Source organism: Psychromonas algicola (assembly GCF_004378355.1).
GTDB lineage: Bacteria > Pseudomonadota > Gammaproteobacteria > Enterobacterales > Psychromonadaceae > Psychromonas.
The window spans coordinates 37,556-53,158 of record NZ_SNUB01000027.1; the positions used below are offsets into that span (position 1 = coordinate 37,556).

At 36.4% G+C, this 15,603-nt stretch carries 14 protein-coding genes; 8 read left to right on the forward strand and 6 right to left on the reverse strand.

Going from position 1 to position 15,603, the window contains the following annotated elements; all coding sequences use genetic code 11:
* The first annotated feature begins 54 nt into the window (after positions 1-54).
* The gene (locus E2R67_RS12755) at positions 55-876 is read left to right on the forward strand and encodes a GGDEF domain-containing protein (RefSeq protein WP_134291340.1); all 822 of its coding nucleotides are present in this window, start codon (positions 55-57) and stop codon (positions 874-876) included.
* A 5-nt stretch (positions 877-881) separates the two neighbouring features.
* Here the strand turns inward: E2R67_RS12755 and E2R67_RS12760 are convergent, their stop codons facing one another.
* Complete coding sequence (locus E2R67_RS12760; protein ID WP_134291341.1) at positions 882-1,214, reverse strand: DUF3392 family protein; 333 nt, start codon at positions 1,212-1,214, stop codon at positions 882-884.
* 215 nt (positions 1,215-1,429) lie between these two features.
* Positions 1,430-1,981 carry a dCTP deaminase/dUTPase family protein gene (locus E2R67_RS12765; protein WP_134291342.1) on the reverse strand — a complete coding sequence of 184 codons (552 nt, stop codon included), beginning with the start codon at positions 1,979-1,981 and terminating at the stop codon, positions 1,430-1,432.
* A gap of 412 nt (positions 1,982-2,393) precedes the next feature.
* Between E2R67_RS12765 and E2R67_RS12770 the strand changes: the two genes are divergently transcribed.
* The 5 genes from E2R67_RS12770 (at position 2,394) to E2R67_RS12790 (ending at position 8,153) form a co-directional block, all read left to right on the forward strand.
* Positions 2,394-3,419, forward strand: a complete 1,026-nt coding sequence (locus E2R67_RS12770; protein ID WP_134291343.1) for an ABC transporter permease subunit — start codon at positions 2,394-2,396, stop codon at positions 3,417-3,419.
* Positions 3,420-3,429: 10 nt separating this feature from the next.
* Entirely contained in the window at positions 3,430-4,470 is a 1,041-nt protein-coding gene (locus E2R67_RS12775) for an ABC transporter permease (protein WP_208379531.1), read from the forward strand.
* A 153-nt stretch (positions 4,471-4,623) separates the two neighbouring features.
* Positions 4,624-6,438: an extracellular solute-binding protein gene (locus E2R67_RS12780; protein ID WP_134291345.1), complete on the forward strand. Its 1,815-nt coding sequence runs from the start codon at positions 4,624-4,626 to the stop codon at positions 6,436-6,438.
* A 10-nt stretch (positions 6,439-6,448) separates the two neighbouring features.
* Positions 6,449-7,327, forward strand: coding sequence for an ABC transporter ATP-binding protein (locus E2R67_RS12785; protein WP_134291346.1), 879 nt, complete (start codon positions 6,449-6,451; stop codon positions 7,325-7,327).
* 1 nt (position 7,328) lies between these two features.
* A complete protein-coding gene (locus E2R67_RS12790) occupies positions 7,329-8,153 on the forward strand; it encodes an ABC transporter ATP-binding protein (RefSeq protein ID WP_134291347.1) in 825 nt (274 codons plus the stop codon).
* Positions 8,154-8,267: 114 nt separating this feature from the next.
* On the opposite strand, the gene E2R67_RS12795 is transcribed toward E2R67_RS12790, so the two are convergent.
* The 3 genes from E2R67_RS12795 to folE form a co-directional block, all read right to left on the reverse strand.
* Positions 8,268-9,290, reverse strand: a complete 1,023-nt coding sequence (locus tag E2R67_RS12795; RefSeq protein WP_134291348.1) for a sugar kinase — start codon at positions 9,288-9,290, stop codon at positions 8,268-8,270.
* Between the two features lie 352 nt (positions 9,291-9,642).
* Positions 9,643-10,938, reverse strand: coding sequence for an MFS transporter (locus tag E2R67_RS12800; protein WP_134291349.1), 1,296 nt, complete (start codon positions 10,936-10,938; stop codon positions 9,643-9,645).
* A gap of 847 nt (positions 10,939-11,785) precedes the next feature.
* Positions 11,786-12,427 (reverse strand): GTP cyclohydrolase I FolE, encoded by a 642-nt coding sequence (folE, locus tag E2R67_RS12805; RefSeq protein ID WP_445177044.1) that lies wholly within the window; start codon positions 12,425-12,427, stop codon positions 11,786-11,788.
* Between the two features lie 387 nt (positions 12,428-12,814).
* Between folE and ribA the strand changes: the two genes are divergently transcribed.
* The gene (gene ribA, locus E2R67_RS12810) at positions 12,815-13,411 is read left to right on the forward strand and encodes a GTP cyclohydrolase II RibA (protein WP_134291351.1); all 597 of its coding nucleotides are present in this window, start codon (positions 12,815-12,817) and stop codon (positions 13,409-13,411) included.
* A 152-nt stretch (positions 13,412-13,563) separates the two neighbouring features.
* Here the strand turns inward: ribA and E2R67_RS12815 are convergent, their stop codons facing one another.
* Positions 13,564-14,511 carry an AEC family transporter gene (locus E2R67_RS12815; RefSeq protein WP_134291352.1) on the reverse strand — a complete coding sequence of 316 codons (948 nt, stop codon included), beginning with the start codon at positions 14,509-14,511 and terminating at the stop codon, positions 13,564-13,566.
* Between the two features lie 756 nt (positions 14,512-15,267).
* Here E2R67_RS12815 and E2R67_RS16670 point away from each other — a divergent pair.
* Entirely contained in the window at positions 15,268-15,426 is a 159-nt protein-coding gene (locus E2R67_RS16670; protein ID WP_166739386.1) for a hypothetical protein, read from the forward strand.
* Positions 15,427-15,603 lie beyond the last annotated feature (177 nt).

The window sequence follows — 15,603 nt, forward strand, 5'->3', positions numbered from 1 at the left end:
TTCGTGTACAATAATCTGCCATAGTTGAGATGAATAGTGATTAAGGAAGTAACAATGGAGGTATTAAACCATCAAGGTGAATCACTACAAATAGATAAAGGGTATCGCTTTGGCGATGCTTTTTTAAATCTATTAACCTTTATTAAAAAACCTTCTGAACAGGATCAAAATCGTAATTCACTTGAGCAACAATGTGATGTTTTTTATCGTGATATTATGAATTACGACTTCTTGGATTCACATAATCAGCATATGTCTGATGAACGTTTTGATCTAGCTGCAAAAAATCTTAATGCTATCCACTCCCTTTCTATCGATTTATTAACCGGTTTACGCAAAAAAGAATATTTACAGCGTAAATTGGCGAGTCTTGAACAGCAAATTTATCATGATCAGGTGTCGGACTTTTCACTAGTGATGTGTGATTTAGATAAGTTTAAAGAGGTTAATGACAATTTTGGACACAGTGTTGGCGATGATACGTTAACCTTATTTGGGCAGTTGATTCGAGAAGCCATCCGTCCAGCTGATCATGCCTATCGTTTTGGTGGAGAAGAGTTCCTTATATTATTACCTAATAGCAATTTAGATGAAGCTGTTAGTGTTGCTGAGCGTGTACGTAAAACAATTGAAGATAGATTACATCTAGGGCATTACGGCTTAAGCCAAGTTACTGCAATTGATATTAACAAGTCTCAAATTTCTTCACAAGAGGGGCAGGAGGCCGATGCTTTTTTCTTAATGAGAGACATTACCTGTAGTTTTGGCGTCTCAAACTACAGTGCATGTGGCCAATCAACAGATGCCTTATTTGCACAAGCTGATGACAATCTTTATGTGGCAAAAAACAATGGGCGTAATAAAGTCGTATTTTAGCTGTTTTATACCTGTCTTTTTCTTTCTGCCAAAATACCCAACATACAAAAAATAGCTGCGATTGAGATAGGTAAATAAGGTAAAGAAATATATTTCAATAGCATCTCTAATACAGGCTGTAGCCAAACTGTTAATAATCCATATCCAAAAGTACACATCATAATAAAAGCCGAGATGCGCGCGATAAAAATCCACGATGAAACGGTGCGTTTAATATAATTATTAAGATTATTACCATAAATCACTAAGCATGTTGCAACGATCGCGAGAGCAATATCGCTTAGGTGTAAATTCATATGTCGAGCTAGTTGTAAGTTAAGATCGTAAATAATATTCATATTATGCCTCTTAGAATCGTAAGCTTAATACTACTTTGATAAAAATTCAGATCAATACTTTATCGTACTCATTGGGTGGGGTGGTTAGCTGAAAATATCTATTGATTTGTGGTGTTAAAACATTGTATTGAATGTAAAGGTGCCTAATTTTATATAATAACCCCTTACTTAAGCTAATATATTCAGCTTAAGTAAGGGGTATATTGGTTTTACAGTTAAAAGCTTAATCTAGCACCAATAGAAAGAACATCAGAAGAGTCAAGTGCCGCATAATTTGCTGATACAGAGAAGTTTTGATGTAAATGGTAGCCTACTGATAATTTAACTCCATCAAAAAAATCGTTATCAGTATATTCTGTTATTGCTGCATTAATGTATAAATTTTCCGTAGCAGCATGACGCACGCCTACTGTTAAAGAGAAGTCATTATCAAAAAAGTCAGAATCATAATCATTGTAGTGAACAAGACCATAAAGATGTGTTGCATCACCAAATTGGAGATAAGAGCCCGCACCCAATTTTGTAATGTCCAAATCATCAAAATCAATTAACTCAGCTGATAGAATTGGTATAAGCAGCATAGGTAATTCTAAAGAGCCAGATAAAGCAGAGTAATCTCCATCATCTGCTCCTGTGTAATCATAATCTACAGTCCCTACTGAATATTCAAGGTAAGTAAAAGGTGATGCCGCGATACCCTCAGCATGTGCATTGAACGATAACGCTGTGATTGCTGTGGCGATAGCTGTTTTGATCATTTTTTTCATGTCATTTTCTCCTAGAAAAATTGCTTTGGTTTTTTATTTTAAGATTCTGTTAATTAATATACTTAACGGCCTCAAAGAGTAAAGCTTTAACAAATTAGCATAAAAAGTTATATCGGAGTTATATAAAGCGAATAGAGTTGTTAATAGTTATACGTTTTAGTAGTTCTCAATAGCATCCGTTTAATGTTAGAAACTTCTTAATACATGGAGAGCTCCAAAGAGCTTAAGTTAATTCATCTTCAATATTTTATGGTATGTTTCATCATGATTTTAAAAAATCCTAGTAGCTTAAAAAAGGACTCTTCAATCTCATTCTATTTTTAGTTAATTTTCTTGTAATTAATTAAAATATGTAATTTTATCTTTATTGTATTTACCAGTTAAATGAATTCACAAAAAAGGATTAAATATTTTGTTAGCTTATTTCTTAAGGCGCCTTGCCCTTGTTATTCCTACTTTTTTAGGGATTACTATTCTGATTTTTGCAATCACTCGTGTTGTACCGGGGGGGCCCGTCGAAAGAATGTTATCGCAAATGAATTCTCAATCGGATAGAACTGTTTCACATAAGGTGGCTGGTAGTAACTCGGCTTTATCTGAAAGCCAAATGGCTGAGCTAAACGCTTTTTATGGACTAGATAAACCTGTTTTAACTGCTTATACAGAATGGCTTAATAAATTGCTTCATGCCGATTTTGGTGAATCTACACGTTATTATGAGCCTGTCACCGATATGATTGCTGAACGTTTACCTGTTTCTTTATTTTATGGTGGGATGACTTTTTTCATCAGTTATTTTATTTCTATTCCATTAGGTTACTTTAAAGCACTTAAGCATGGTTCCGTGTTTGACTCCGTTTCTTCTGTTTTAATTTTTGTTGGTTATGCACTTCCTGGTTATATCGTTGGTGTACTTTTAATCACATGGTTTGCTTTCAATATTGAAATGTTCCCCATGGGCGGATTTGTTAGCGATAGTTTTGACGACTTAGAAACCGTATCGGAACAAGTTGCTGATATTATGTGGCATGCCGTGCTTCCTCTAACTTGTTATTTGATTGCCGATTTCGCAACATTAACCATGACCATGAAAAACAACTTAATGGAAAACCTGTCCTCCGATTACATCCGAACAGCCATTGCTAAAGGCTTGCCATTTAAAACTGCGGTGAGAACACACGCATTACGTAATAGCTTGATCCCTGTTGCTAGCCATTTTGGTAATTCATTATTATTTTTTATGACAGGCTCATTTTTAATTGAAGTTATTTTTGATATTAACGGGATTGGTTTACTGGGTTATGAATCCATTATGGAGCGTGATTATCCTGTTGTAATGGGTATTGTCGCAATCAATGCCGCGATGCTACTGCTCGGTAACATATTATCTGACATCTGTGTTGCTATCGTCGATCCTCGCGTTAGATTTGGATCTTAAGGAGATGACTTTGAACCCACTAACCGTAAAAAAAATTAACCGTTTTAAAGAAATTAAACGTGGATATTGGTCTTTTCTTTTACTTGTTACCTTATTGTTGCTTTCGTTAGTTGCAGAACTATTTATTAATAGCAAAGCGTTAATGGTTGGTTACCAAGGAAATACTTACTTTCCCATTTTTTCTGATGTTTATATAGGTAAAGATTTTGGCTTAAATTACAGCGCAGAAGTGAATTATAGAGATCTTAAAAAACAATTTGAAGCAGAAGAAAACAGTGATAACTATGTTGTTATGCCACTTGTTCCTTGGAATGCCTATGAACAAGATTTTAATGGCGCAAGCTATCCACCATTAGCCCCTGATTCAGCAACTCAACATTATTTGGGCACAGATATCATTGGGCGAGATGTGTTAGCTCGATTGGTCTATGGATTCAGAACGGCAATGGGATTTGCATTAATGACCATGGTACTTTCCTATATTATTGGTATTTCCATGGGCTGTGCTATGGGTTTTTTTGGTGGGAAATTCGACTTACTAAGCCAACGTTTTATAGAGATTTGGTCAATGGTGCCATTTTTATATGTGATCATGATTCTTGTCTCTGTGGTTCAGCCAACATTTGGTTTATTCGTCATGATTAACGTGGTCTTTAGCTGGATGGGGATCACTTGGTATATGCGTACCATGACCTATAAAGAGGCTGCGCGAGAATATGTGCAGTCTGCTAAAGCGTTAGGCGCATCAACACCTCGTATTATTTTCAAACATATATTACCTAATACCATGGTAATGATTGTGACTTTGGCACCTTTCACTATTGCCTCAAATATTACAGCATTAACGGCTCTAGATTTTCTAGGTTTAGGTTTAATGCCTCCAACGCCAAGTTGGGGAGAGTTACTTCAACAAGGGAAATCAAACCTTGATGCGCCATGGATTGTGATGTCAGTAGTGACATCTATTGTTTCAGTACTGGTTATGGTTACTTTTATCGGTGAAGCGGTAAGAGCTGCTTTTGACCCTAAAAAATACACAAGATATACCTAATAAAGCAATAAATTTGGACATTATAACTAAATGTTTATAGGAAGTTTTTATCAAACTTATTCATTTTATTTAAAGGCTTACAAAAAGTAAGTGATATTAAAGTTAGCCCGTTGTTCAAATTATATTTAGATATTAAATAAGGAAGAATACAGAATGAAACGTATTACAATTATCTCCCTCTTGTCATTGTTTACTTTTAATGCAGCGTCAGAGCAGCTACCAGCGGACTTGGATTGGATATCAAATCAGAATGAGCCGCTATTTGCTTCTGAGCAAGCGAAACAAGGTGGAACTCTACGTTCTTACATCCTAAGCTTTCCTCAAACATTGCGCACAGTTGGTCCAGACTCTAATGGTGCTTTTCGTAGTTATATGTTGGATAACGCGCCAGCGCTTGTTTCTCGCCATCCGAATACACTTAAATGGATCCCTGGTTTAGCAACGTCTTGGGCGTACGGCAAAGATGATAAAACCGTTTACTTTAAATTAAATCCTGCAGCTAAATGGTCAGACGGTGAAAAGGTAACGGCAGATGATTATTTGTTTATTCTTACTTATTACCGCTCAAAAGATATTGTTGCACCTTGGTACAATGAATATTACACAACGGAGCTTGATACTATTGTTAAGTATGATGATTACACCATTGCTGTTAAAACAGTAAGTAAAAAAGATCGTGATAACTTAATGATTGATACTGGTAGTCTTCAACCTCGTCCAAAGCATTTTTTCAAGTCTATTACTGATAAAAATAAAGATGGTATGTCAGACAATTTTGTCCGTAAATATAACTTTAAAGCAGAGCCAACAACGGCTGCTTATTATATTGATAAGATTAAAAAAGGAAAAAGCATCACCTTTAAACACGTTGATGATTGGTGGGGATATAGCAATCGCTACAATAAGAATCGTTATAACGTAGAAAAAATTAGTTTCACTGTTATTCGTGATAATGACATTGCACGTAAACATTTTGAAAAAGGTCTGCTTGATACTTTTGGTCTTATACTGCCTGATTTATGGCATAACAAAGCTGATACTGAACCATACCAAAAAGGTTATATCCATAAATTTTGGGGATATAACCAGTTAGAAGAAGGTGCGGGTGGCCTATGGATGAATGTTGCTAAGCCACTGCTTTCTGATCTTATTATTCGTGAAGGTATCGTTTCTGCAACAGATTATGATGGCATGATTAAAAATGTTCTACGTGGCGATTATTCACGTAAACCACACGCAATGGGAACGGGTCACGGTGATTACGATGTTAAAAAACCAAAACCAGCTGCATTTGAGCCAGAAAAAGCTGCAAAACTGTTTGCTAAAGCGGGATTCGATCAAATTGGCCCTGATGGCATTCGACAAAATAGTGAAGGTAAACGCTTAAGTTTTTCTGTGACTTATGGTTACCAAACTTGGACTCCTCGTATCGCTTACTTAAAAGAGCAAGCGAAAAAAGCAGGTCTTGAATTCACCATGAACCTTGTTGATGGCTCTTCATCATTCAAATATATGCTTGAGAAAAAACATGAACTTGCGTTCTTAAATATGGGTAGTGGTTCAATTCCAGCGTATTGGGAATACTTCCATTCAGACAATGCAAATAAAGCACAAACGAACAACTTCACTAACTTTAGCTCTCCAGAGTTAGATGCGAAGATCATGGCTTATAAAACAGAGTTTGATTTAGCAAAAAAACAACAGATTTCACGAGATATCCAAGCAATGGTAACTGCTGCTCATGTTATTGCACCTGGTTATATGGTTCCTTACGATCGCCAAGGTTACTGGCGTTGGGTCAAGTTCCCTAAAAACGCAATGACTCGCAAAACCTATATCATGTTTGACCCTACAGAAATCAGTAACTTCTGGATCGACCTTGATGAGAAAAAAGCAACATTAGCAGCGATGAAAGACGGTAAGGCCTTTGAGCCTGTGACTTTCATTGACAGAAACTTCAAGCTTTAAGGTTATTAGTATGTCAGCAGATATTGTACTTTCAGTACGCGGATTAGAAACTGAATTTCAAACCGACGATGGCATCTCAAAAGTTTTGCATGGCGTTAGCTTTGACGTTAAAGCAGGTCAAACCATTGGTTTGGTGGGGGAGTCGGGCTCGGGAAAAAGTGTTACCGCAATGTCGATTATGGGGTTATTACCTAAACCCTATGGTCGCGTTATTGGTGGTTCAGTTAACTTTCGAGGCACGGATTTAACTAATTTGTCTGTGAATGAAATGCACGAGATCCGTGGAGACCGCATTTCAGTGATTTTTCAGGACCCGATGACAGCCTTAAATCCTGTTCATACGATTGGTCGTCAACTTGTTGAAGTCTTAAAGTTGCATCGACCAGAGTTGTCCAAAAAAGAACAACAAAATCATGCAATTGAAATGTTGCGTAAAGTTAAAATTCCGATGCCAGAAAAGCGCTTTGCTGAATACGCACACAATTTATCTGGTGGCATGCGCCAGCGTGTCATGATTGCCATGGCATTAGCTTGCAAACCAGATATCTTGATTTGTGACGAGCCAACCACAGCATTAGATGTAACGGTTCAGGCTTCGATTCTCGAATTAATGCGTGAGCTACAAGATGAAACTGGGATGGCGATGATATTTATCACGCATGATCTCGGTGTTGTGGCTGAAATTTGTGATGATGTTGCAGTAATGTACGGCGGTAAAGTCGTTGAAAATGCTGATATTTTTTCTATTTTTGACAATCCTCAACATCCTTATACCAAACGCTTATTGAGCTTAATGCCAAATATGGATGATGAACCTAAGCAGAAAATCAAAATAGCACCGATTGATCCTGCTGAATTTCCTGAATTTACTGGGGATCTAGGAATATAAAATGCAAGAACTATTAAAAGTCGAAGGTCTTAAACAACACTTTATCTCCGGTAAAGGCATTTTCCGTAAAGGGTACACAATTAAAGCTGTTGACGATGTTTCATTTTCCGTTGCAGAAGGAGAAACGCTGGGATTAGTGGGCGAATCAGGTTGTGGAAAAAGTACGTTAGGCAGAACCATCTTAAGATTAATTGAACCGACAGCAGGAAAAATACTGTTTGAAGGAGAAGATATTTCTGCTTGCAATGCTTTGCAAATGCGACAACTTAGAAGAGAAATGCAAATCGTTTTTCAAGATCCATTAGAGTCTTTAAATCAAAGGCATTTTGTGGGAATGATTCTAGAAGAACCTTTTATTATTCATAAGCAAGGAACACCTGCACAGCGAAAAGAATGGGTAAAAGAATTACTTGAAAAAGTGGGATTGCCTGCAGAATCTGTCACACGTTATCCGCACGAGTTTTCAGGTGGACAAAGACAACGTATTGGCATCGCAAGAGCCATTGCACTTAAGCCTAAATTATTAATTTGTGATGAGTCCGTGTCAGCTCTTGATGTGTCAATTCAAGCACAAATTCTTAATTTATTACTCGACCTGCAACAAGAAATGAATCTAACCATGATATTTATTTCTCATGACTTGTCTGTAGTTAAGCACATCTCTGACAGAGTCATTGTGATGAATGCAGGCAAAATTGTGGAAGAAGGGTTGGTAAAAGAAATCTACGCTAATCCACAAAATGATTATACCAAGCGTCTGTTAGATGCGATTCCAATTACGCATCCAAGTCAGCGCAAAAAAAGATTGCTCGCAAACACTCGATAAGTCCTTTCTTAAGTGATTCTCAAATAAACCATGTCTATATAAGACATGGTTTTCTTTTTACAGCCAAGAGTAAATTATTCTATGAAACCAAGAAATTATCGGTATCAATTAAAACTATCTACTTAGGCGTGCGTTACTGCCTTTTTGCATTGCTGCACGAATTTCAGTTTCAGTGACTAAGTTGTAATCGCCACTAATTGATAGTTTAAGTACACTGGCAGCAATGGCAAATTCGATGCTTTCTTGTGGGTCAAGTTTGTTTAGCATTGCATGTAATAAACCTGCACCAAAAGCATCGCCAGCGGCAACGCCTTCCATCACATTGATGTTATGTGTTGGCGTTTCATAGAAAGATTCATTTTGGTATAAAATCGCCATCCAATCACTTTGTTCTACAGAATTGATATTACGTAATACACTCGCAACAACTTTACAGTTAGGGTATCGTTTAGTGACTTCCTGCATGCCTTTTAAGAAATCCTGTTTTTGATCGATACCATGTGAAAGGTCGCCATCAAATGCACGAATACCTAACATAGCCTCAAAGTCTTCATCGTTAGCGATACACACATCAACAAAAGGCATTAATTCAGCCATTACTTTTTGAGCTTGCTCTGGCTTCCACATTTTTCCACGATAATTTAAGTCACAAACTACTTTTATTTGCTTAGCTTTACAGTAATCGAGTGCAGCTTTTAATGCATTTTCTAGTTCTTTAGAAATAGAAGGAGTAATGCCAGAAAAGTAAAAAATACCAATATCTTTTAATAATGTCTCCCAATTAAATTCACTCGCTTTAGCTGTCGCCGTTGAACTTCCCGCACGATCGTAAACAACACCCGTTGAGCGTGCGCCGTTTCCTTTTTCAAAAAAGTACATACCTAATCGAGGACCACCGCGTAATACGTAATTAGTATCAACACCGTATTTTCGTAATGAACCGATTGCCGCTTCACCTAATGGATTATCTGGTAGTTTAGTTAAGAATGCTGAATCATGTCCTAATTGTGCAAGAGAAACGGCGACGTTCGCTTCTGCGCCACCGTAAGCCGCCTCGAAGTTGTTCGTTTGTTGAATACGTTCAAACCCTGATGGTTTTAAACGCAGCATCATTTCGCCAAATGTTAATACTTTCATCGGTTGGTCCTTTTAAATATGAGAATAGGGGAGCAGATTAACTTTTCCATCGAAATTGAAGTCAATTTAATCCCCAGTGCTTCGTGATAAAACAAAGCTAATAGTTAGTAATGAGCACCTTAAGTAGAGCAATCAACTATCGATTCGCACAATCAGTAGGGCGGTTTATGAAATACCGTCTTTTTTATTGAGTTTGGGGCAGTTGGTGTACCGTTTGAGGTGAACTTACCAAGTGGTGAGTATATAAAAAACGTAAGGTTAATCTATTGATTTAAATTAAAAATGACAGAGTCGATATTTATTAATAAAGAAGACTACTGTAACAAGTAGTCTTCTTTTTAAACGTTAAAAATTATTTCTTACTTTTTAGTGGTTCAATCTTAGGTATTAAAATCCAAACAGAAGCCGCAGCAATAATGGCTAATGATGCACCGATAACGAAGGCAGGAGTATAATTTCCGCCAGCGGTCAAAATAGGTACTAAAGCAGTTAAGCCTAGCGCACCTAATTTAGCTGCCATTCCAGCGATACCTGAAAGCGTTCCTACTGCTTTTTTACCAAATAAATCACTTGGTAGTGTCTGAACATTACCAATCGCAGTTTGGAAACCAAATAAAATGATTGCCATAATAATAACCGCATTGGTAGGTGCGCCAGGATCTGCCATTGCTAATAAAGCAGGTAGCATGATCGCACAACCTAAGGTAATGGTTAATTTACGTGTTTTATTGGCATTCCAACCGGCTTTTAAACGATTTTGAGCAAGTAAACCACCAAACCAAGCACCAATCATTGCGCCTACGTAAGGAACCCAACCGTAAATACCAATAGACTTAACGTCCATACCATAAACTTCATTAAGGTAGATTGGGATCCAAAATACAAATAACCACCAAATTGGATCGATAGCGGCTGACGCAATAATAACACCCCAACTTTCTTTACGAGTTAATAACTCGCTTGTTGATGGGTTATATTCATCCTCTTCTTTTTCTTCAACTTCAGAAGTGCGTTGACCCGTTAGAATGTATTCTCGTTCTTCTTCAGTGATCCAAGGGTGTAATTTAGGTGGTGCTTTTACTAAAATAATCCAAGGAATTAACCATAAAAGTCCAGTAATACCAATGATCACAAATACCATTTTCCAGCTAAAGAAAGCTGTTAAATATGCAATCAATGGGATCGCGATAATACCGCCAATAGCTGCACCTGAATTAAAGATACCTTGTGCCAAAGCGCGCTCTTTAGTGGGAAACCAATCTGCATTACTTTTTGCTGCACCCGGCCAGTTGCCTGCTTCAGCAATACCAAGAATAGATCGGAAAATACTAAAAGTAAGCACGCCTTGCGCAAAAGCATGAGCTGCTGTTGCAAGTGACCAAACACCAATTGATAGTACAAAACCAATACGAGTACCAAGCCAATCAAATATTTTTCCAAATATAGCCTGGCCAAAAGCATACGATAAAATAAATACAATTGAGATATTGGCATAAATTTGTTTTTGCTCTAAAACAGATTTATGAGGGAAAAGATCTTTTACGATATCTGGCCATAATACGCTAAGCGCTGAACGGTCAATGTAATTAATTATGGTGGCTAATGCGATCAAAGCAATTACCCACCACCTTAAGTTTTTCAATTTCATTATTGTTCCTATAAAATGTTGAGGTGCAGTATAATGACACTGCGTATTTATATTCCATTCCATATAAATGCTTTCTAAAAAGCATTACACCTCTCATCCATAATGAAGCGTTAACTTTACGAGACTATTAATTAATAATGAGTATCTAATTTATATTTAGTTAGTCGAAGTAAGAGAATAATAATAACATTAATAACAATTTGTAATACATGTGATTTAATGATCTATTATAAAAATAAAACATATGTCTCTGTAATTGTTTACATTATTTTATTTTTGATCTTTATTTGTAATACATATGTTTAAAATGTAAATAGAAGAAGGGAGTATAAGTGCTAATTTGAGATCAATTTTCGGAGCATTTATATTGGAGGATATTAAGAACACATAATAATAGCTAGCTTAGAAGTTTTGTTTAAGGTTTATTTTTTATTGCAAAAAGGCATTCATAGTGAGGAGCTCAATGAAGTGTGAACTTACATTGAGGTTATTTTGCTTCTATCTGCTGAATATTTGTAAAACTAAAACTCAACTTTACAATATTCCGTTATTTCGACTTTCATACAAATTCGCCTGATATTATTAATATATCCTGCGTCTTTTTTCTGTTCCACATAAGCAAGCCCGTTTTAAAGGGCAAAGCCATTGTTAAATTCTCTGTATAGATAAACCCTTATTAAGAGGGAGATAAAGCTTTTAGGTCTAGCCTGAATTTATTGTTAGTTCGATATTTATATTCAGTGTTTTAAATTTTGTCGCAGCCGTATTGAACAATATTATTGTTAACAACTTGATACTTTAGATATCAATGCTTGGATGTCTCGCACTTCTTCCTAATTTAAGCCCTTTACGGATGCAAAAACTCATGGCGCGTTGCTGGGTTTGATTTAAAAATACCGCCAAGAGAAGTGGTTGTTGTGGAACTGGTTGAGTCCATCACTCCGCGAGATTTAACGCAATAATGTACCGCATCAATTTTAACGGCCACATCTTTAGTTTCTAGTAGCGTTTGCAAAGCAACCAGGACTTGTTGTGTTAAGCGCTCTTGTACCTGTGGTCGTTGAGCAAAAAAACGAACAATACGATTAATTTTAGATAAACCAATGATGTTCTTTTTGGGTAAATAGGCAACGGTTGCTAAACCGTCAATTGTCACAAGGTGATGCTCACAAGTACTCATCATTGTGATGTCACTAACTTTAACCATTTCATCGAAATGCATTTTATTCTGGATAATGGTGATTTTAGGAAAGTTAGCATAATCTAACCCTGAAAATATTTCATCAACATACATTTTTGCAATACGCTTAGGTGTCTCGACTAAACTGTCATCCGTTAAGTCTAATGACATTAACTCTAAAACCGCCCGCATATGCGCTTCTATTTTTACTTTACGTTCCGCAGGGCTGTATTTATTTTCAATCATTGGTGTTTCTAATCCACACTCAATAAGCGCATCGCGTACTTGAATCGCTGCTTCACTTAACATTACTGCTGGCTTTGACATATTTTCTCTTTTAATAAATTAATAGTTGTTCAGATCTATTTGGGAGTTCAATTATCTTGTTACTTCGTTTGAAGTGTATGTTATGTATTTTTACCACAATAAGCAAAGAGGCTGTCATTGTTTAGGCTTTGGGGTCATCTGTGCTTACTCAACGGTGGGAGTTGTAACTATATTAAGTATCGAATTAGTTGTGATTTTTTAATAGAAATATTTTAAATGATAAAACAACACTTAGGTCTATTACGCTGCACTTTTAATAATAAGTGTGAAGATTACTTGAAAATGAGATAAATATCCCAATACTAAGTTAATAGATAATAATATTTAAGGCGCTAATAAAGCGCCTTTGTTAATTTGATAAAGAAGCCCATGAATACAATACGTGCAAGAATTAATCTGAAAGTTGGCCTACACAGTGATATAGATGCAGAGATTGCGACCTTTACTATGTTTGACGAAAACCATGAACATATTGCGTTAATTTTTCAGCAAGCAGATAAAAATCAACAGGTACCATTAGTACGAATGCATTCAGAGTGTTTAACGGGTGATGTCTTTCACTCTTCTCGTTGTGATTGTGGTGAGCAGTTAGATGAAACTATTAATCTGATGAAAGATCAGGGGGGCGTTATCCTTTATTTACGTCAAGAAGGGCGTGGCATTGGTTTATATAACAAAATGGATGCTTATGTGTTGCAAAGCCAAGGCATGGATACCTATCAAGCCAATAAACATTTAGGTTTTGAAGAAGATGCACGTAGTTTCGAAGACGCTGCGCTAATGTTAAGAGCGTTAGAAATTACCGATTTACGTTTGATTACCAATAACCCTAAAAAGATTAATGCATTAAAAGATGATTTTAATATTGTTGAACAAGTGAATACGGCTTTACACCTAAAAGAGGGTAACAGTAGCTATTTACGTTGTAAAAAGTCTCATGGTAAACACGATTTAAAAATCGATTAAGAGAGTCGTTAATTGGGCATAACTTTTTTAAAAAAGAGTGTTAAAGCCAGAGAATGAACATCACTTTTCTCCAGTAATTAACGCCAATCTGTTATCCCTATAATTTATGTGGCACTTTTTAAACCCCTTTTTTGTTCGTTATGATTTATTCATCATAATGACTGAAGCCAAGTTAACAAAAAAGGAAAAAAGGGCAACATAACAAGAAAAGTGAGCGAGCTAAACACCCAACAAGCATTGGCTAAATCTTGATCTAATTTATAGAGCGCAGCTGGTAAAATCACAAGGAATGCAATTGGCATTGCGGAAAGCACCACGGCAACTTGTAGCATCAAGCCCTCATAGAAATGTGCTTGTCCGCTTATTAGAATCAATCCTAATACGATAATAGGCAACAGTATTTGTTTACATAATGATAATGTTAATGCAATTCGCCAATGTTGAAATATCGCTTTAAAACGAAAAACTAAACCAATCGATATCATTAAACTGAATGTGCCCGTAGGAATAAGCACAGATGTGACAGAGCTAAACCAGTCAGGTCTTGTCATTTCCGTTAAGTTTAATGTTGCTCCCAGTAACAAAGCCACAAACATGGTTTGTAGCACTGGATCCTGCCATATCTTACGTTTTTTTAGGTTGGGCTGTGCTGAAAACTTACTTGCATAAGGGAATAAAAAAGCAAAATAGATCACTTCTTCAAAGAGTTTGAACAATGGCACAAGCGCAAAGCCAGATTCCCCTAAATAAACAAAAACAACAAAAGCACCAATAGCGCCCATATTGGTAAAACTACCAGCCGGTGCAACTACCGCATGTTGAATATCTTTAAGCTTAAAGAATCTCGACACTAACCAGCCGATGACAAACCCTAATAATAGAAAAGTGGTACCAATGACAGGTAACCAAGCAAATAACCAGCTTTGAATATCTAACTGCCAAATCGCTAACATAACCGATAATGGGATCGTCACTCGCATGGCAATGAATACGGTTAATGTTCTAATTTGGTCGACGTACTGATGACATTGACGTTTTAAGATTTGACCCGTTAAAAAACCAAGCAAAATAACCAGTGAAATGAAAATAATCGTATTCATTGCTGAGCCTTAAAAATGGAGTGCCGTGTCAAGGTGGAGTACCTAAGAAGAGTTAGTATATGAGAGTGAAAATGTAATGTATATATCAAATCGATCTCAAAATTGTTTAGTTGTGTTGATAATGTTGTTAACAGTGGGGCGGAGGGAAAACCTTCATTTTTTTATCTTAGATTTAATTAATAGAAAGTTTTTACCCGTAATAAGCAAAGAGAGTTATCACCATTTGACTTCGTCTGCGCTCATCCTGTCTGTGAGGTATTGGTTAGCAGTGTTTTCGCCCTGTCGGCGATACCCTTTCTTTTACCAGAAAAGAAAGGATACAAAGAAACTGGCCACCGAATCGCTTTCTGTTCCAAACAATAAAGGGCTTTCCTAACGCACCAGTTCATACGGTGCGTCCATGCACCGGATGAACTTACAGCAAACGTCCTGTTTGCTGTTGCTGAAAGTCCTTCACCGTTTGGGAAAGCTAAACGACGGGGCTGTCGTAGTCGTATTGAACATTGATTTTCTAATAAATTTTTGGATAAGTATTTTTAAAAGACAAAAGCAAGGCCTAACCGTTAGTTTTCTTTAGCGCTTAAATAGATAAAAAGCAGTCTGGATTTCGTTAATTATCACAATCAAAAATGATTCATTATATTTAAAGTTTAATTGATAGGTTTTTCCTATTGGAATGATTGTGATCATTGTTTTTATGTTTTAAACTAGTGTCATCAGTTAATGAGTTTGTTAATGAAGATAATGGAGAAAAATTTGAAAAGAGAAAATCAATTAGGAAATAGTTTTGTACCGCAGTGTTCTTCGATTCAGCTTGAATTAGAGCTTTGGAGCGATTCGGTAGACATTAATATAAATAAATTAGTAGAGGAGGATGCTTATGAAGCGCTTAGAAAAATAACATCGGAAGAATAAAGTTGCGATTTTAGCAATAAGCTATAAATCGCAGCTTTACAATGAGGTGAGCGATTTGACCCTGTCCTAAAATCTGTGTAATTGCCTATCATTAACTTAATCATATTAAGGATAGGTAATTATGAAAAAAGAAGAGTTAGAAGCATTCGCCCTTAAAGCATCAAAGGGATTAAAGTC

Excerpts from the sequence above, each read along its gene's own strand:
- E2R67_RS12755 (WP_134291340.1), top strand. The coding sequence starts at position 55 with ATGGAGGTATTAAACCATCAAGGTGAATCACTACAAATAGATAAAGGG.
- E2R67_RS12760 (WP_134291341.1), bottom strand. The coding sequence starts at position 1,214 with ATGAATATTATTTACGATCTTAACTTACAACTAGCTCGACATATGAAT.
- E2R67_RS12765 (WP_134291342.1), bottom strand. The coding sequence starts at position 1,981 with ATGAAAAAAATGATCAAAACAGCTATCGCCACAGCAATCACAGCGTTA.
- E2R67_RS12780 (WP_134291345.1), top strand. The coding sequence starts at position 4,624 with ATGAAACGTATTACAATTATCTCCCTCTTGTCATTGTTTACTTTTAAT.
- E2R67_RS12785 (WP_134291346.1), top strand. The coding sequence starts at position 6,449 with ATGTCAGCAGATATTGTACTTTCAGTACGCGGATTAGAAACTGAATTT.
- E2R67_RS12790 (WP_134291347.1), top strand. The coding sequence starts at position 7,329 with ATGCAAGAACTATTAAAAGTCGAAGGTCTTAAACAACACTTTATCTCC.
- E2R67_RS12795 (WP_134291348.1), bottom strand. The coding sequence starts at position 9,290 with ATGAAAGTATTAACATTTGGCGAAATGATGCTGCGTTTAAAACCATCA.
- E2R67_RS12800 (WP_134291349.1), bottom strand. The coding sequence starts at position 10,938 with ATGAAATTGAAAAACTTAAGGTGGTGGGTAATTGCTTTGATCGCATTA.
- folE (WP_445177044.1), bottom strand. The coding sequence starts at position 12,427 with ATGTTAAGTGAAGCAGCGATTCAAGTACGCGATGCGCTTATTGAGTGT.
- ribA (WP_134291351.1), top strand. The coding sequence starts at position 12,815 with ATGAATACAATACGTGCAAGAATTAATCTGAAAGTTGGCCTACACAGT.
- E2R67_RS12815 (WP_134291352.1), bottom strand. The coding sequence starts at position 14,511 with ATGAATACGATTATTTTCATTTCACTGGTTATTTTGCTTGGTTTTTTA.